Below are 18,751 nucleotides of genomic sequence, written 5' to 3'. Positions count from 1 at the left end.
TTCACATTAAAATGAATTATGAATAAATCATTGCTATTATCTTGTGCACTGAGCTTAGGTTTACTTTCCTGCTCAGAGCAATCCTCCACATTTGACTCTAATTCCTTAGATAGCACGGCGCTTGCGGCAATCACAGCGGATTCGTACAAAGCGCACATTGCCCAGTTGGCATCGGACGAATTCTTAGGAAGAAAACCTTTTACCAAGGGAGATACCTTGACGGTAAATTACATTGAGCAACAATTTAAAGCCTTAGGCCTCGAGCCTGGAAATGGAGATTCGTATTTCCAAGAAGTACCCATGGTAGAAATCACATCAAAACCGATCGTCCCTTCCCTAACTTTTGAAGGATCAAAAGGTAGCAGTAAGTTCAACAACCTAGATGATTTTGTAATTGGAACACGTAAATTGAAAGAAAACGTTCAAATCGAAAACACCGAATTGGTGTTTGCTGGATTCGGCATCGTTGCACCTGAATATGACTGGAACGATTACGAAGGTTTGGATGTGAAAGGAAAAACGGTAGTCGTGATGGTGAGTGACCCGGGTCGATACGACAAAAACCTTTTCAAAGCGGATACCATGACCTATTACGGCAGATGGCGCTATAAATTTGAAGAAGCAGGTCGTCAAGGTGCGACAGGGATACTGATAATTCATGAGACGGGTGCCGCTAGTTATGGCTGGGATGTAGTTCGTTCAGGCTGGTCGGGTCCGCAATTGGAATTAACGACCAATAATCAGGATGAATTACCGGAATTCGAAGGTTGGGTTTCCTTAGAAACGGCTCAGAAATTATTTACACTTGGAGGTCTGGATTCGAAGCTAATGGAAGAAGCTAAAAAACCAGGTTTCAAGGCTCGCCCGATGAATATTAAGACCCAGATTGAACTAAAAAACACGTTTAGACATTCAAAATCCAATAACGTAATCGCTCAGATCAAAGGGACAAAACGTCCGGATGAAACTATAATTTATACCGCGCATTGGGATCATTTGGGTGTTGGAGAAGCTGTAAACGGCGATTCTATCTATAATGGTGCGATTGATAATGCGGCAGGAGTAGCTGCTTTATTCGAACTTGGAAAAGCATTCAAAGCGGCTAAACACCAACCGGAACGCACTATAGTTTTTATTGCACTGACAGCTGAAGAAGAAGGTTTATTAGGTTCATCTTATTATGCCAATAACCCGGTTTTTCCACTAAATAAAACAGTCGCTAACTTGAATATGGATGCATTCAATCCGCTAGGCGCGACAAAAGATGTTTCGATTGTTGGGATTGGACAAACAGAAATTGAAGACTACGTCGAGCGTTCGGCTGCAAAATTCGGAAGAACGGTTGCTGGTGAAAAAAATCCTACATCAGGAGGCTTCTACCGTTCAGACCATTTCAACTTCGTTAAAAAAGGTGTACCGGGATTATTTATGGGATCGGGTTCAGAACTTTTGTCGACAGATACTGACGCAATTGAGAAACGCAAAGCAGCATTAGCGAATCGATACCACAAACCTCAGGATGAATTGGACGACAATTGGGATTTCGAAGGAATACTTGCGGATATCCGCTTGTTCTTTGATATTGGGTATACCATGAGTCAGGAAAAAACATTCCCTCAATTCAAGGCGAAATCTGAATTTAGAGAATTAGGTGAAAAACGACTTTCAAAATAGTATTTTTGCAAGAATCGAACATTAAAAATCAAAATATATGTTAACAGGTATGAAACACTTACACTCGACTTTAGCCGTAATTTTATTACTTGCTTTAGTTATTTCTATTGTAATCACAGCGGTAAATTATTTTAAAGCGAATCCATACAACCGCAAAATCGCTTTAATCGGTTTTATCTCTGCGCACTTGCAATTACTTATTGGTTTTATAATTTATTTTGTTTCTCCGTTAGGATTTAAAAGTTTTTCGGGTGAAAACATGAGTAATAGTTTATCCAGATTATATTTCCTGGAACATCCATTAACCATGATTATCGCTATCGTATTAATCACTATTGGTTACTCGAAAGCAAAAAAAGCAAAGGAAGATTATGCGGCGAACAAAACAGTGTTCATCACCTACACCATTGCGTTAATCTTGATATTATCGAGAATCCCATGGTCTACATGGTCACTTCTTAACTAAAATAAAAAAACGCTCTTCGATACGGAGAGCGTTTTTTTGTTAGCCTAATTAAAGTTTACAATCTTATCCTTCGGATGCTTAACCGTGAAAGTAAATCGGTAAGTCTTTGTTTCTCCAGGCTTGACCGTTATCATCCATGTCAACACCCCCGTTTCCTTATTGACAGATGCTCCTCCTGCATCCACCAAATCAATTTCAATGGATTTGTCTGTCGAAATAGGATATTGATCTTTCAATAACATATTGATCGCTGTAGACTTCGAGTTGCGCACACGAAGTTCGTAAGTATACGTTTGACGTTTGGAATTACCACTGGTTTGAGAACTTTTTTCATCCATTATACGCTCTCTTTTGACTGAAATAGACTTATCACGTCCCATACTCAGATTTAATGTATCCGTAGTAATATTTGGATTAATAAAAGAAGTGCCTACAAACATATTTTCAAACAAGATATTCGCTTCACCGGGTACCAGATTCAGTTTTTCAAAATCTTTGATTTCAGCCAATAGAAAAGCATCTTTATCCAACTTAGGTACAGCATAATATTTGAATAAGGCAGGGTGTGCAAATTCTTTCAATGTCACACTATGAGGCTGACCATTAGAAGCAATATCATAAGGCACATCAATTTCGAATGTTGCACTTAATTGATTTTCCACAATCGAAGTATTAGGAATTGCCAATTGACTATTACCACTCGAGCCCACTACCGCTACCTCCTCCATGACATTGCGCGTTCCAAAAGTCTGCACTTTATTCTGCATTTGGTTGTTGATGGAAGAAGCTCCCCTGATCATAATTTGTGGAGAATAATATTGTGCATAGCTCGGATTCAATAATGGCGCATCGCCATTTTGCGCGGGATTTCCGGTAGACAAAGTTAATTTGACATTTTTCCAATCCACACCCGTATATTGAGTTACGCGAGCTTTATATAGAATATCCAATGGCGTCTCGATAGATTTAGCCCTGAGGTCATAATAAGCTTGCCAATTGGCTGAATAAGTCAGATAAGACACGTTCAATTCGCCCTGAATTGCTTTTGCATTATTCAATTGCACCACCAATTGCCCACCATTACCCGTATACTGACGAATTTGTTCGCTAAGGCGCGCGATAATTTTATTTTCGTTCGTAATATCTTTTGTCAATTTATCGATAGTAGCGTTTAACTCCACGGCTTTGATTTGGTAATAATCCACCAGTTTCGAAAGCTCTCCCAAATCTACTTTTCCACCACCACCGAGCAATTGGTCATTATTCAGAATCTTCAAAGCGCCTTGCGCAGCTTTTTGTTTATTATTCAACGACTCTAATTTCGCCATCGATATATCCAGACTATCCATTAATCTACGATGGCTGGGATTCAGTATCTGTGCTTCAGCAGCGTGCTCCTGACGCAGAGAAAGGACAGTGATGCCATCCGGACCGGAGAGTTGCACACTTTTGATATCCATATCGCTAGCGACATTTTGGATGTACAATGTGGTGCTCCCTTTAGGTAAATTAACTTTAACTTTATTCGTCAGCTCGGCACCATTGGTGTACACCGTGACTTCCCTGACTTCTGCCGAGGCATTTATTTTATCTTGTGCATAGGAGCCCGTAGTAGCATACAGTGCCAAAAGACTCACAAAAAGAAATTTTCTCATATTGTATCTTTAATTATTAATCGTTTACAGATGGATGCAGAAGATTCCCCTATTCCATAATTGAATTTAAAATTATTTTAGATGCTAAACTAATTTCCTAACAAGAAAGAATATAAACCACCTTTTGAGCATATCTTTTATCCATTTTCTATGCGAATTTTTAATACTTGTGTATAGTGCAATTCACATATCCGAATAGAATGGTTTTTTCGGATTTGATACTTAATCAAAAAACCCAAAAAATTTGAATTATCCTCAAATTCAGGTCTCTTAAAACATTTAATTTCATTAACTTTACACGCATAATTTGTATAACAACATCAAAAATGAGTGTAGATATCAATAAACTTGAACAGACTGCAACACAAGTAAGACGTGACATCGTGCGTATGGTACATGGATGTCAATCAGGACACCCAGGCGGATCATTGGGCTGTACAGACTATTTCGTAGCTTTATATTTCCATGCTATGAAACATGACCCAGCTTTCAAACTGAATGGAGAAGGAGAAGATTTATTTTTCTTGTCGAATGGTCACATTTCACCTGTATTCTATAGCACATTAGCACGTGCTGGTTATTTTCCAGTTGAGGAGCTTGCTACTTTCCGTAAAATCAATTCTCGTCTACAAGGACACCCTACGACGCACGAAGGATTACCGGGCATTCGTATTGCTTCGGGATCATTAGGACAAGGTCTTTCAGCAGCAATTGGTGCTGCACAAGCCAAAAAACTAAATAAGGACACGAACTTAGTGTACGTATTGATGGGTGATGGCGAGTTGCAAGAAGGTCAAGTTTGGGAAGCTGCAATGTATGCTCCGCACAACAAGGTAGACAATCTTATCGCGGCGGTAGATTACAATGGTGCTCAGATTGATGGCGCTACAGAACAAGTATTATCATTGGGTAATCTAAGAGCTAAATGGGAAGCTTTCGGTTGGGACGTGATGGAAGTAGAAAAAGGTAACGATATGGCTTCGGTTGTAGCGGGTATCGAAGAAGCTAAATCGCGTACAGGCAAAGGCAAACCAGTAATCATATTGTTGCATACCGAAATGGGATCTGGTGTTGATTTCATGATGGGTACGCACAAATGGCACGGTGTAGCTCCTAATGATGAGCAATTGACTATTGCATTGAATCAATTACCGGTTACATTAGGCGATTATTAATCATTCAGATTTACTATAAATATTAGACAATAGATATGCGCGATGAGGTACGATAAGACGAATTCGTTTTTCTCAAAGCCTCACTCTAATATCTCACATCTAAATATAAACATGAAAAAATATACTTTTACAGAATCTAAAGATACACGTTCAGGTTTCGGAGCGGGGTTATTAGAAGCCGGAAAACAGAACGAAAATGTGGTAGCATTATGTGCTGACTTGGTAGGCTCATTAAAAATGGATGCTTTCATTAAAGAATTTCCAGAGCGTTTTTTCCAAATTGGTATTGCAGAAGCAAACATGATGGGTATTGCAGCTGGTTTGACAATTGGTGGTAAGATTCCTTTTACAGGTACTTTCGCGGAGTTCTCTACAGCACGTGTATACGATCAGGTACGTCAATCTATTGCCTACTCACACAAAAATGTTAAAATATGTGCTTCTCACGCTGGTCTTACACTAGGTGAGGATGGTGCTACACACCAGACTTTAGAAGATATCGGTTTGATGAAAATGTTGCCAGGTATGGTGGTTATCAATCCTTGTGACTTCAACCAAACGAAAGCGGCAACAATTGCCATTGCACAATACGAAGGCCCTGTTTACTTGCGTTTTGGTCGTCCGGTAGTTCCTAACTTCACGCCTGCAGACCAAACTTTCGAGATTGGTAAAGCGGTATTGTTGAATGAAGGTAAAGACGTTACCATCATCGCGACAGGACATTTGGTATGGGAAGCTATCCAAGCAGGTGAAGAGCTAGAGAGATTAGGTATCGATGCCGAAATCATCAATATTCATACGATCAAACCACTGGACGAAGAAGCGATATTAGCATCTGTTAAAAAGACAGGATGTGTAGTTACCGCTGAAGAGCACAACCGTCTAGGTGGCCTAGGAGATAGCGTAGCTCAGGTATTGGCAAAAAATTGGCCAGCACCTCAAGAGTACGTTGCAGTAGATGACACCTTCGGTGAATCTGGCACTCCAGCTCAGTTGATGGACAAATATGGCTTGAATGCATCTAGCATTGTAGCTGCTGTACAAAAAGTAATTAGCAGAAAAAAATAATAAATGGAAGACGCGCAAATCATATCCATGTTTGCCGATGAAAGCACGCGTGAAGCAGCTTTCAAACATCTGTTGAATAAATATCAACAAAAAATATATTGGCATGTCAGACGCATGGTCCTCGACCATGACGATGCGGATGACGTGACTCAAGATATCTTTGTAAAGATTTGGCGTAATTTAGATAAGTTCAGAGAGGATTCGCAGCTGTACACTTGGTTGTACAGAATTGCGACGAATGAATGCATCACATTTCTGAATAAGAAAAAGCAGAAAAATAATGTATCATTAGATGATGATAATTCATCCTATCTTTCGGATACATTAGCGGACGGTTCGTATTTCAATGGGGATAAAGCACAATTGAAATTACAACAGGCACTGTTGACTTTGCCGGAGAAACAACGACTTGTCTTCAACATGAAATATTTTGAAGATCTGAAGTATGATGAGATATCGCAGATTTTAGGAACAAGTGTGGGAGCCCTTAAAGCCTCATACCATTTAGCAGTGAAAAAAATAGAGCATTTTTTTAATAGCCATGATTAAACCTTTGGTTATAAAAGTTATCTATATAAACACTTATGAAGGAAAATAACACATATAACGAAGAATTAGGAGGCAAAAATCTACCAGATTCATTGCGTGTAAATCCTTTTTTAGTTCCTACAAATTTCTTCGAGGAACAGGAAGCCCAAATATTCAGTCAACTTCGTTTTAGCAAATTAATCAAATCTTCTCCTGAAGATTCTTCAGCGCAAGATGCTCATTTGGATTCTGTTCCAAACGGCTATTTTAATACCCTTGCTGATAATATCTTTGCAAAAATTGCAGAACAAGATTTGAAAGATAAAGTAGCAACGGATGGCTTTGCAGTTCCTGATCAGTATTTTGATGCTCTCGACCAAGATGTACAAACACGCATCGCCGAAGAGAATCTGAAATCCATCGTTCCTACTTTGGAATTCGAGGTTCCGGAGCAGTATTTTTCGACGGCTGAAGATCAAATTTTTGCTCAACTAGCAGAAAGCAACCTGCGTGATCAAATCGGAAAAGATACTGGATTTACCGTTCCGACGCATTATTTTGAAGAAGCAAATGCCGCTATCCAAGCGCAGGTGATTACTGAAAAATGGAGTGCCGAAATAGGTAAAAACGATTTCACGGTTCCAACAGGATATTTCGATAAACTATCGGAAAATGTCTTAGCAAAAACGGTTCAACCGACTAAAGAGGAAACTTCCATTATTTCACTTCCAAGACGTACGAATTGGAAGAAATATTCTGCGGCAGCAGCCATTGCACTAGTGGTGGGGATAGGCTCTTATTGGGGCGTCCAAAATAACACTTCAACCTCCAATTCACTTGTAAAGACTGAGGTTAATCTGGACAATGTCAGCGACGAAGAAATCATTAGTTATCTAGCACAAGTTTCTGAAGGTGAAGATTTAATCCATTTGGCAGAATACAAGTCTGATAGTAATGATGATAATGTTCAATTAGATCCAGAGATTGAGAACAAGGAAATTGAAGAGTATTTAAATTATATGCTATAATGTTACATTTAAGATATATTTTGACCACTATTTGCTTTATTTTCGCTTTACATATGCCTTCTTTTGCACAGCAAAATTTCAAAGCTATTGAGAGTGAAAAGATTGCTTTTGTTACGAAAGAATTAAAGCTTACACCATCGGAGGCGCAACGCTTCTTCCCCATTTATAATCAATACAACAATGAGCTGTGGGATTTGAAGCGTGCAAAAAGAGGAAATAGTAAAGCACCGAGTCATGGAAATTCCTTGAATCCTCAAAGCCGTGACGTCATTGCTTTTGATACCAAAGAGGTGGAATTGAAAAAGTCGTATCGTGCGGAGTTTGCTAAAATCATTGGTCAATCTCGTGCATCTCAATTCTTTCAGGTCGAAGAAGATTTTTACGATAGGTTGAGAAATAAGATTCAGAATAATAGAAGAAGATAAAAAATAAGCCTGCTCGTGGAGCAGGCTTATTTTTTATATAGCTGTTATTGCTCTTCGGTACTTCTCGACATGCAATCCTGAAATGCGCATGCGTGCAAGAAAGATTATTCTATTCGTATCCAGATCCCAACCCTTCAGAGCTTTCCAAAGGAAATAAAGCCCCTAGCTGTACTAACACGAGGATCTCTCCTTCCCAAGACATCTATTTTTACCAAGGTTTATAGTCTGATTTTACAGGTTTAGTAAGGTCAAATTTCACTGTAAATACACGGTCTGAACCTATTCTGCGTAGATTGTACGTGTATGTCTTGCCATCCATCGTAATCCACCATACATTTTGGCAAGCATAGTCTATTAACTGGCAAGTTTCATTATCCGCAGGAAACATTTGCGAATGAATTGCTCCTTCGTTTGGGGCTGTTCCGCCGTAAAAAGTTACTTTATCCGCGGAACCATCTTCATGACGGTGATCATGTTTTAGTGTGAGGACATTATTAGAATAGCTTAAAATCCAAGTTCTCGACTTATCCTCTCCTACATAAAATGGAATTTTGACTTCTCTATCGTCATAACTCATCACCTCCAACATCATTTTTTTGCCCGTAAAGCCATCTCCTTCCCTGCTACCAGTGATAATTTCACCTTCAAAGTACTGACCAACGAAAGGTTTGAATTGTTCCAAAAATATTTTTGAAATGGGTTTTGTTTGAGCCTCAGCAAATTGAATCCCCAAAATCAGAATGAATAAAAGATATTTCATAATTTATGCGCACATATTAATTACATTTCTAATATAGCTTAAAAATCAATTGCTTACACTATTGCATAATTCAATTATTCTCCGTATCTTTGCAACGCCTTAGGCAATAGTGCCTATTGTATAATTTATTTCATGAACCCATTTTTAGAACTGGGAATCCGTGAGGAAGTTGTTAAAGCCATCTCAGAAATAGGTTTCGAAAAACCTTCTGAAATTCAGGAAAAAGCCATTCCTGTATTATTGACTGGTAGCGACGATTTTGTCGGATTAGCCCAAACCGGCACAGGTAAGACAGCGGCATTCGGTCTTCCATTATTAGAGCAATTAGACTTTTCACAAAAACACCCACAAGCATTAATTTTATGCCCCACTCGTGAGTTGTGTTTACAAATCGCTAAAGATTTAGAGAAATTTGCTAAATACGTTGACAACGTACATGTTGTTGCTGTATATGGAGGTGCGAATATCAGTGACCAACTACGTCAAATCAGACGTGGTGTGCAAATTGTAGTAGCGACCCCAGGTCGTATGTTAGATATCATTGGCAGAAATGCAATTGATTTTTCTAGCGTAAAATATGTTGTATTGGATGAAGCGGACGAAATGTTAAACATGGGTTTCCAAGAAGACATCAACAACATTTTATCAGAAACACCAGAAGACAAAAAAACTTGGTTGTTTTCAGCTACCATGCCTAGAGAGGTACGTCGTATTGCACAAAAATACATGACGGATCCTTACGAATTGACGGTAGGTACAAAAAACACAGGTAATGCCAATATTGAGCATCAGTATTTCTTAGTGAAAGCAAGAGATAAATATGCGGCATTCAAACGTATCGTAGATTCAAACCCTGACATCTTTGGTATTGTTTTCTGTCGTACTAAAATCGAAACGCAAGAAATTGCTGAAGCATTAATCAAAGATGGTTATAATGCAGATGCATTGCACGGAGATTTGTCTCAACAACAACGCGACAAAGTAATGAAACGTTACCGTGACCGTAGCTTACAAATGTTGATCGCAACAGACGTAGCTGCTCGTGGTATCGATGTGAATGACGTGACTCACGTAATTAACTTCTCATTACCTGACGAAATTGAAAACTATACGCACCGTTCTGGTCGTACAGCACGTGCCGGTAAAACAGGTATTTCAATTTCTTTGATCAATGTTAAAGAGCAAAGCAAAATCCGTCAACTTGAAAAAGTTATCGGAAAACCATTCGAGCGCAAGCAAGTTCCACAAGGTGAAGAAGTCGTTGCAAAACAACTTTTGACTATCATCGATAAGGTGAAAAATGTGGAAGTAAACGAAGATCAAATCAACAATTTCTTACCTGCTATTATGGAAGGTTTCGCCGATATGTCGAAAGAAGAAATTGTAAAAAGATTTGCTTCCCTTGAATTCAACCGTTTCTTAGATTATTACAAAAATGCTCCTGACTTAAACTTAGAAGCACGTGATATGGGTACGCGCGAGCGTGGCGAAAGAAGCGATCGTGGTTCTCGTGAAGGATCTAAAGGATATACACGCTTATTCATGAACTTAGGTTCAGTAGATGAATTCAGCCGTGGAGATATGTTAGGATTTATTTGCAACACAGCAAATATTTCAGGCAAGTCTATCGGTAAGATTGATTTGAAAGGTGTATTCACTTTCTTCGAAGTACAAGACGAAGAAGTAAATAAAGTATTCGAAGGCTTCAAAGGCATTGATTTCAACGGACGTCAAGTACGTATCGAAGTATCTGGTGAAGGTCGTTCAGATCGCGGCGGAGATCGTGGTAGTCGTCCAAGAAGTGCAGATCGTGGTGGAAAAGGTCGTAGCGGCGGATTCGGAGGCGAAAGAAGAGATCGCGGTGGTGACCGTCGTGGTGGATTCGGAGGCGAACGAAGAGAGCGCAGTGGCGATAACGGAGGTTTCCGTGACTTCTCTGGCAAGAGACGCGAATCAAAAAGCAGATATTAATCTTAATAATATTGTGTAAATTTGTAAGGCTACCATTTTTATGGTAGCCTTATTTATTTTGTGATATTGCCAATGAAATACGAGCCAACACGCCTATTTGACTTAGTCAAATACAGAAAAGACACCTACCCTAGTTCTCCAATATTTTCTTATAAAGACGGGACAACATGGACTGAATTATCCAATTCCATTTTTCAGGACAAAATAGACGAATTATCAAAAGGCTTAATTGCTTTAGGTGTAAAACCCCATGATAAAGTAGGTATTATCAGTGAAAATAGAATTGAATGGTCACTCTTGGACTTTGCTATTCAACAGATAGGTGCAGTAGTCGTAGCGCTTTATCCCAACATTTCGGATAATGATTACAAATACATTCTCAATCACGCCGAAATAAACCTTATTGTCATCAGTAATAAAGGCTTGGCCGAAAGGATTCAGCAGCTGAAACCTGAACTTCCACATATCAGTAATTTATTTGTCCTGCAAGAGGAAACGGTGTTTCCGCATTGGAGTATCATTGCACAAACGGGGCAGGTAATCACTGATCGTGAGCTCGACAATCGTAAAAATGAGGTTCAAACTGATGATATAGCGACTCTTATCTATACCAGTGGAACTACCGGTACACCTAAGGGTGTCATGCTCACACATCGCAATTTACTCGCCGATATGATGAGTAGCGAATATTCTTTCCCTGTCACATCTTATATGCGGGCCCTATCCTTTCTACCCGTGTGTCACGCATACGAACGTCTTTTCCACTATGTCTATATGTACAAAGGGTTGACGATTTATTACGCCAATTCCATGGAGACGATCGGTGCCGATATGAAAGAGGTCAAACCTCATATTTTTTCGGCGGTGCCTCGTGTTTTGGAAAAAGTGTACGAGAAGATAATGGCAACAGGAGAATCGTTGACAGGCATCAAACGCAAACTTTTCTTTTGGGCGATAGCATTAGGTGAGAAATACGAGATTGAACCGGAAAAACGGAATTGGTTGTATAATGCCCAACTTTCCATAGCCCGAAAATTGATTTTTTCTAAATGGAGAGAAGCTTTAGGAGGTGAAATAGTAGGTATATCTTCCGGCTCGGCAGCATTGCAGGAACGCCTTATACGGTTGTATATGGCTGCAGGAATTAGTATTTATGAAGGTTACGGATTGACAGAGGCAGGACCGTGTCTGGCCGTGAATGATTTCCGTCGAGGAATGAAAATAGGAACTGTGGGACTCCCACTAATCAATATTGATATCAAATTGGCTGAGGATGGCGAAATATTAGCCAAAGGTGATAATATCATGCTGGGCTATTACAAAGACGAACAAGCCACACAAGAAATCATCAAAGATGGATGGTTGTACACGGGCGATATTGGACAGTGGGTAGACGGCAAATTTCTTAAAATCATAGACCGCAAAAAGGAAATGTTCAAAACCTCGGGCGGAAAATATGTCGTACCACAATCCATTGAATCTAAAATGGTGGAATCGGGCTTCATCGAGCAATTTATGGTGATCGGCGAAGGCGAAAAATTCCCAGCAGCTTTTGTCGTGCCAACTTATTCCAACCTCTTAGATTGGGCTAAAGATTTCGCACGCGACATTACATCTCTTCCGAAAGATGCATTTTTGAAAAGTGAAAAAGTACAGGAAAAAATAACCCAGGAGATAAATCGAATCAACGCTAATTTTGGGAATTGGGAACAGATTAAAAAAATCAGCATCATCCCTGAGGAGTTTACGATTGAAGGTGGTGAACTCACCCCTACACTCAAGATGAAACGTAAAAAGATTATAGAAAAATATAGTGCGAATTACAAAGAGCTGTATGGATAAAAAATAAGTCCTCCGATTGGAGGACTTATTTTTTAAATTTTATCTGCTGCTTTGATATACTTTGTCTTTGGATTTTCTTTTGAAAAATTTTGAATTAACTTGTAGGTGTTCGGAATAAGTGATTCAAAACGCTGCAATGTTTCGCCTGAAATATTCTTTCTATCAAAAGGAACAACTTTAACATACTCCTGAATCTCGCCAGCATTTCTTCCATATTTATAATCGTACGTAAATCTTCCCTCCGCATCTAATTTCACATCTTTATTAGCCACATTCGGTACCGAAATATAAAATTCTGACTTAGCGAGCAAACCTTGGTTTTGGTTGTTGAATAGATTTTTGCTAGCCAACGCGCTATACAATTCCTGCGCGACATAGGTCGACGGATCGATGATATGGAGATTTTCAGAAATCAAATGTCTATACACATAGTTACCATCTTTCCCTCTATAATTTCGCAACTCGTTGAATACTTGTGTAATTTCTTTAACCAAATAAGGATAATGCGTACATCCCAAGATGATAGCTTTTAGGGGCTGCGCATTCTCCGATTTTCTCATCTGCTCCATTAAGGATACCAAATGATAGCGTACATAATTTTCTGCATCATTCAATTGAATAATGGAACAGTCATCTACATTTTGATTATCACACAGTAGGCTGTTATTATCTTTTTTGAAATTATAAACTTCTAATAAAGTACGGTCGATTCTGTAGTTTGGATTGTCTAACGATGGACCGCGATATTCGCCACGTGGCGCTTTTACATTTTGGCGAATAAAATCGGGCTCTTCGTCCACAGCTTCAGCTAAGCCATATCCTCCTTGATTATAGATTTGGATATCACCCGTATAATTGCCTTCCGCTATTTGTTGTCTCAATGTCCGCTCATAACCTTTAGAAGCTATTGTACCCACGGTGGCAAATACGGCAATAGCACCATCCTCCCTTTTATCAAAAAAGGAAAGCGTACCTCTAGCTGCAGCATTGATCACACCGATTACTGGGATATTCAAGCCTGTTCTATTTAAAAAAGATACCGCATCATCATATCCATATGCTGTAGCCGTATTACAAGCGATGACGATGGCTTTTACTTGTTCTTTATCTTTTTGAAATGAAGTCTGACCTGAATTTTGATAATATTTGTTACTTAACAGAAACTGAAAATCCTTGATTATATGTTCTTTCAACAAATCATCCTTACCTGTTGCGTTATAATTACCATAAGGCATATTCGCTTGATCTGCAAGATAAATGAATTTCTCGGAGGAAAAATCTAATTTTCCATCCTTACCTTTCTGTTTGGTATTATTATCAAATTGATCAAAATTCACGAGCGCATCAAGAACAGTAAGTCCCCCTGTCCCCGAATCAAAAACGCCAATAGGTAAGCTATTTAATGGTTGTGAATACTGACTAAAGTCAATATAATAGAAGTTATTTTGGTCCGTAAGAATATGCTTTTCAATTGCCAAGGAAGATTGAGCAATGGAAAATTGTGAAGAAAAGCATAAACCAGCAAGCAGAGCAATTTTGCAAAGATGATTATTCATATTTTATAGGTTGAGATAACTAAAATAAAATTTTTAGCGCTCAAACACGAACAAACATGCAAAAGAATTTATTTAATCTGAAAATCTTTTCCGCAACTGCATTCTTCGAGATTTTCTTAGTCGGGAATGTCTCACCGGGTAATGTCTGTCTTTGGTGATATTATTAAAAACTAACGCTACAGCTAACAGAATAACAGAGCCAACAAATACTGGAGAAAGTACATAAACATAGCCTAAAGCCGTAATTTTTGCTCCTCCAGACACTGCAATTAAAGCTGTAGCTCCGCCGGGAGGATGTAAGGTCCGTGTCACCTGCATAGCGACAATAGAAAGTGCCACCGCAAAAGGGGCTGTCAACCATATTACATCCGGCAATACCTTAGCAACAGTAACACCTACTATCGCAGATACCACATGCCCACCAACCAGATTGCGTGGTTGTGCTAATGGACTATATACAGCGCCATAAATTAATACGGAAGAAGCTCCGAAAGAGCCTATTAAGAAAATATTTTCGAGTTGAGGTAATTGAAGGGATTGCAAATAGGCTATTATTCCAATCCCTATAAAAGCTCCTACAAAAGACCAAAAGTGATCTTTAAAGTCAACAAGTGTTTCTTTATAAACGACATATTTATAAACACGAAATTGCCTGTGGAGCCTTTGCTTAAGCATTTGCTACGAAATATTTCGCTGACGAATGGCTTCGTAAATAACCACCCCGGCAGAAACAGATACATTCAATGAACCGATCTCACCGAACATCGGAATCTTAGCTAACTTGTCCGAAATACGAATTAAGTCATCCGATACACCGACATCTTCTGCTCCCATAATCACACATGTCGGAACCGTATAATCCACATCATAAACCGAATCTTTGGTTTTTTCAGTACTTACGACAAGCTGAACACCAGAATCAATCAAAAAACGGCCTGTCTTACCCAATGAATCTTGACGACAAACCGGGATTTTGTACAATGCCCCTGCCGAAGTCTTGATGGCATCCGGATTGATCTCTGCAGAACCTTTTTTAGGAACAATAATCGCATGTACGCCTGCACACTCTGCAGTACGAGCGATAGCGCCCATATTACGCACATCCGTCACACCGTCCAACATCAATAATAGAGGAGTCTCCCCTTTCTCGTAGATCGACGGTAATATATCTTCAATATTGTGATAAGTAATCGGAGAAATAACAGCAATCACACCTTGGTGATTCTTGCGTGTGATACGGTTTAGTTTTTCAATCGGAACTTGTTGGTAGCCGATGTTTTTTTCTTTGATTAATGCTTTCAACTCCAACAGCAAGCTGCCGCTTAATCCACGTTGAATAAAAAGAGATTCGATCTCTTTATCGCTATCTATGGCTTCGATGACAGCACGAATACCAAATACCATTTGATTAGTTTCTCTTTGTTCGCCGCGATCACGACGTTGGAAATTGTTTTGCATTATTCTAAATTATATGTAATGAGACAAATAGCAATTGAAAATGCTACCGTCGAAATTCTGTACAAAGATAAGAAAGAGAAAGTTAGCTCAGCCCTAAATTGAATGTTTTTCGTAAAGTTTCTAAAGAGGGATTCTTTTCGACCATGACTTGATATTTCTCCTGCGAAGTATAAGCCTTACGGATGACCGCTTGTTGGAGCTGATGCGTGGTCAAGTCTAAAGCAAAGTTTTTGAGCTCTACGCGAAGGTAATTGAGAATATCAATTTTTCCTTCTTTCAGCTGATCACTCTGCACCATATTCTCCACGTCGACCTCGATAATATTTCCGTTCAAGCGAGGTTCATTCGCAGTCATAATCGTATAGAGGGTAATTCTATTTTCTGCTTTCAACTGCTCAGCCAAAGTATTCCATTTGCCGATAAATGCATTGAATGTTACTTCTCTGAATTCACTTCCCTGAACTAAATCAGATTCTTCGCCTTCTTCAACGGATTTTTCCTCGAATACAGTATTCAGACTTGGAACCGCAACCGAAGGTTTGAAACTTCCCCAGCCTTTGCCCGAAGAAAATGATTTTTTCTCTGGATCCGCTGCTTTTACAGGTGCGGGAGGAGTTGGCGTATTCGGTACGGGTGCTTCGACTTTAGGCGTTGACATAGGCGTCGGAATAGCCTTTGATGCTGCTGCTGGAGCGGGTTTTACTGACTCAGAAAGTTTTTTTTTTACTTCTGCTTGTGCAGTTGATATCCCATTTACGCCCAGTTTGATGGCACTGGACAAGTGGCACATCTTCAGCAGGGCCAGTTCAATCTGAAGCCTTTGGTTTTTGCTTGAGCGGTAGGAAATTTCGCATTGATTAGCAATATTCAATGCGGATAGTAATAATCCAGAACTTAACGAATTGGATTGCTCAAAATATTTCTTTTTAATATTTTCACTGACATCCAAGAGCTTCAATGTACGCGGTTCCTTAGTTACCAAAAGATTACGTATGTGATTGGATAATCCGGCGATAAAATGTCCTCCATCAAATCCTTTATTCAGTACGTTATCAAATATTAACAAAGTCTCGGCAGCATCTTCTTGCGCTATAGCCTGCATTAGTTTGAAATAGTAATCGTAATCGAGAATGTTGAGATTCTCAATAACCGCTTGATAAGTCAAATTGCGGTTTGAAAAACTCACTATCTGATCAAACATCGATAAAGCATCACGAAGTCCACCGTCCGCTTTCTGCGCGATGACATGTAAGCCATCCGGTTCGAATGTCACATTCTCCTTGCTCGCGATATTGGCCAAATGCTTCGCCATATCTTCTACGAGGATACGGTTAAAGTCAAATATCTGACAACGGGAAAGTATAGTAGGCAGGATTTTATGCTTCTCGGTCGTAGCTAGAATAAAAATAGCATACGCAGGCGGTTCTTCTAATGTTTTCAAAAAAGCATTAAAAGCTGCCTGTGAGAGCATATGCACCTCGTCAATGATATATATTTTGTACTTGCCTGTCTGAGGTGGGATACGTACCTGCTCGATCAGATTACGAATATCGTCTACGGAATTATTCGATGCCGCATCCAATTCGTGAATACTGAAAGAAGCACCATTTTGAAATGATTTACAGCTTTCACATTCTCCGCAAGCTTCCGTTTGGGTGGAAATCTGCTCACAGTTGATGGTCTTTGCCAAAATACGAGCACAAGTAGTCTTGCCCACACCGCGAGGCCCACAAAACAAGAAAGCTTGTGCTAACTGATTATTGTGAATGGCATTTTTGAGTGTATTGGTAATATGAGATTGTCCTACTACCGAATCAAAGGTAACGGGACGATACTTGCGTGCTGAGACAATGAAATTATCCATCATCACAAAGATAGTTATTTCCACTTGTCATCGCAAATAATTAAAGTCCTATGAAACACAAAAGCTCCACCTAGTGGAGCTTCACGTGATAACCTATTAAAAAAAGAATATTATAGTTTTTCTGAATCGCTATAAACTAATTTCCAAGCGAGGGAGCCAACCACAGCACCCACAATAGGGGCTGCTATAAACAACCAGACTTGTGACAAAGCTTGTCCTCCTGCAAAAATTGCAGGTCCCAGGCTTCGCGCAGGATTCACCGAAGTACCCGTCACCGGAATTGCTACGAGGTGAATTAACAAAAGGGTAAAACCTATAGCCAAACCAGCCATCGTCCCATTGCCGACCTTAGAAGTAGTACCTAAAATCACAAATAAAAACAACGTAGTTAACACTGCTTCGGTGAGGAAGGCTGCACCTACGTTATACTCATTTTGATAACCTTTGCCCCATCCGTTGGAACCAAATGCCCACTCTCCTGCTGTAAATCCTCCAAGTTGTCCAGTAAGAATCTGAGATAATACAAAAACCCCTGCAATCGCGCCCAACACTTGTGCAACAATATATACTCCTGTATCTTTAAGGGAGATTTTCCCTGCTACTAGCATACCAACTGTGACGGCGGGAGTAATATGACAGCCCGAAACCCCTCCAATAGCATAAGCAAACACCACAACGGATAGACCAAATGCGATAGATATACCTAATAAACCCAATCCGGCTGTACCGGCCAGCGTTGTACCGCCAGCGATGGCTGCCGCACCACATCCAAATAAGACTAAACCAAATGTCCCAATAAATTCAGCAAAAAATTTTGATGAAGTTTTAATTTCCATATTTAAATCGTAATCACTCAGGTACTATAGAATAGCAATGCTGTAGAAAGCATCGAGGACAGATTGTAAGTTCTTAATACAAGTGTCGGCAACAGATCTTATTGTCGCATAGTTTTGTGCTCCATTGTTCGATTTGAACATCCCAGATACTTTTTGCTTGACCTTGATATTTCTAATTGCTTGCTCGGATGTATTGTTATCGGGAGGTACATCCTTATTGTAAAGAAATGTAAAGAGGTATTGTCTGTATTTAGTGATCCTTTTTTGGAAGATGATAACTTCTATCTGCTGTGGATCTATCTTCTGGTTGATTAAGTTATGGAGCGTGTTTTCCAGTTGAGCTCTTTCACGCATCGGTTCCAGATATTGGTCAAGAGGTATTGACTTTTTCAATTCCAAGGCTAGTATAAGCATCCGGCTAAACTGTGTAGCCCATTCAGATTGA

At 39.5% G+C, this 18,751-nt stretch carries 17 protein-coding genes; 9 read left to right on the top strand and 8 right to left on the bottom strand.

Annotation, left to right across the window (positions count from 1 at the left end; translation table 11 throughout):
- The first annotated feature begins 18 nt into the window (after positions 1-18).
- The gene (locus EDC17_RS04965; protein ID WP_132777044.1) at positions 19-1,674 is read left to right on the top strand and encodes a M28 family metallopeptidase; all 1,656 of its coding nucleotides are present in this window, start codon (positions 19-21) and stop codon (positions 1,672-1,674) included.
- Positions 1,675-1,723: 49 nt separating this feature from the next.
- Complete coding sequence (locus EDC17_RS04960; RefSeq protein WP_132777043.1) at positions 1,724-2,140, top strand: hypothetical protein; 417 nt, start codon at positions 1,724-1,726, stop codon at positions 2,138-2,140.
- A 44-nt stretch (positions 2,141-2,184) separates the two neighbouring features.
- Here EDC17_RS04960 and EDC17_RS04955 read toward each other — a convergent pair whose 3' ends face one another.
- Positions 2,185-3,795: a DUF4139 domain-containing protein gene (locus EDC17_RS04955; RefSeq protein ID WP_132777042.1), complete on the bottom strand. Its 1,611-nt coding sequence runs from the start codon at positions 3,793-3,795 to the stop codon at positions 2,185-2,187.
- Positions 3,796-4,121: 326 nt separating this feature from the next.
- On the opposite strand from EDC17_RS04955, the gene EDC17_RS04950 reads away from it, so the two are divergent.
- The 5 genes from EDC17_RS04950 to EDC17_RS04930 all read left to right on the top strand — a co-directional run bounded on the left by EDC17_RS04950 (position 4,122) and on the right by EDC17_RS04930 (position 8,019).
- Positions 4,122-4,970 (top strand): transketolase, encoded by an 849-nt coding sequence (locus EDC17_RS04950; protein WP_132777041.1) that lies wholly within the window; start codon positions 4,122-4,124, stop codon positions 4,968-4,970.
- Between the two features lie 111 nt (positions 4,971-5,081).
- Positions 5,082-6,038: a transketolase family protein gene (locus EDC17_RS04945; RefSeq protein WP_132777040.1), complete on the top strand. Its 957-nt coding sequence runs from the start codon at positions 5,082-5,084 to the stop codon at positions 6,036-6,038.
- 3 nt (positions 6,039-6,041) lie between these two features.
- Complete coding sequence (locus EDC17_RS04940) at positions 6,042-6,587, top strand: RNA polymerase sigma factor (protein ID WP_132777039.1); 546 nt, start codon at positions 6,042-6,044, stop codon at positions 6,585-6,587.
- Positions 6,588-6,622: 35 nt separating this feature from the next.
- A complete protein-coding gene (locus EDC17_RS04935; protein WP_132777038.1) occupies positions 6,623-7,594 on the top strand; it encodes a hypothetical protein in 972 nt (323 codons plus the stop codon).
- Between the two features lie 53 nt (positions 7,595-7,647).
- Positions 7,648-8,019: a hypothetical protein gene (locus EDC17_RS04930; protein WP_243646050.1), complete on the top strand. Its 372-nt coding sequence runs from the start codon at positions 7,648-7,650 to the stop codon at positions 8,017-8,019.
- 208 nt (positions 8,020-8,227) lie between these two features.
- Here EDC17_RS04930 and EDC17_RS04925 read toward each other — a convergent pair whose 3' ends face one another.
- Positions 8,228-8,779, bottom strand: a complete 552-nt coding sequence (locus EDC17_RS04925; protein WP_132777036.1) for a hypothetical protein — start codon at positions 8,777-8,779, stop codon at positions 8,228-8,230.
- Between the two features lie 132 nt (positions 8,780-8,911).
- Between EDC17_RS04925 and EDC17_RS04920 the strand changes: the two genes are divergently transcribed.
- Complete coding sequence (locus EDC17_RS04920; protein WP_132777035.1) at positions 8,912-10,750, top strand: DEAD/DEAH box helicase; 1,839 nt, start codon at positions 8,912-8,914, stop codon at positions 10,748-10,750.
- A 72-nt stretch (positions 10,751-10,822) separates the two neighbouring features.
- A complete protein-coding gene (locus EDC17_RS04915) occupies positions 10,823-12,592 on the top strand; it encodes an AMP-dependent synthetase/ligase (protein WP_132777034.1) in 1,770 nt (589 codons plus the stop codon).
- 32 nt (positions 12,593-12,624) lie between these two features.
- Here the strand turns inward: EDC17_RS04915 and EDC17_RS04910 are convergent, their stop codons facing one another.
- The 6 genes from EDC17_RS04910 to EDC17_RS04885 all read right to left on the bottom strand — a co-directional run.
- Positions 12,625-14,148, bottom strand: a complete 1,524-nt coding sequence (locus tag EDC17_RS04910; protein WP_132777033.1) for a glutamate racemase — start codon at positions 14,146-14,148, stop codon at positions 12,625-12,627.
- Positions 14,149-14,220: 72 nt separating this feature from the next.
- Complete coding sequence (locus tag EDC17_RS04905) at positions 14,221-14,823, bottom strand: HPP family protein (RefSeq protein WP_132777032.1); 603 nt, start codon at positions 14,821-14,823, stop codon at positions 14,221-14,223.
- Between the two features lie 3 nt (positions 14,824-14,826).
- Complete coding sequence (rlmB, locus tag EDC17_RS04900) at positions 14,827-15,606, bottom strand: 23S rRNA (guanosine(2251)-2'-O)-methyltransferase RlmB (protein ID WP_132777031.1); 780 nt, start codon at positions 15,604-15,606, stop codon at positions 14,827-14,829.
- 82 nt (positions 15,607-15,688) lie between these two features.
- Positions 15,689-17,470, bottom strand: a complete 1,782-nt coding sequence (locus EDC17_RS04895; RefSeq protein WP_132777099.1) for a DNA polymerase III subunit gamma/tau — start codon at positions 17,468-17,470, stop codon at positions 15,689-15,691.
- 110 nt (positions 17,471-17,580) lie between these two features.
- Positions 17,581-18,306: an MIP family channel protein gene (locus EDC17_RS04890; protein ID WP_132777030.1), complete on the bottom strand. Its 726-nt coding sequence runs from the start codon at positions 18,304-18,306 to the stop codon at positions 17,581-17,583.
- Between the two features lie 24 nt (positions 18,307-18,330).
- Positions 18,331-18,751, bottom strand: a 421-nt coding sequence (locus EDC17_RS04885; protein WP_165894365.1) for an IS66 family transposase, incomplete at its 5' end; no start/stop codon positions are given.

The sequence above is a fragment of the Sphingobacterium alimentarium genome, assembly GCF_004342685.1.
In the GTDB taxonomy this organism is placed as follows: Bacteria; Bacteroidota; Bacteroidia; order Sphingobacteriales; family Sphingobacteriaceae; genus Sphingobacterium; species Sphingobacterium alimentarium.
This window is presented reverse-complemented; position numbering and strand designations above follow the sequence as displayed.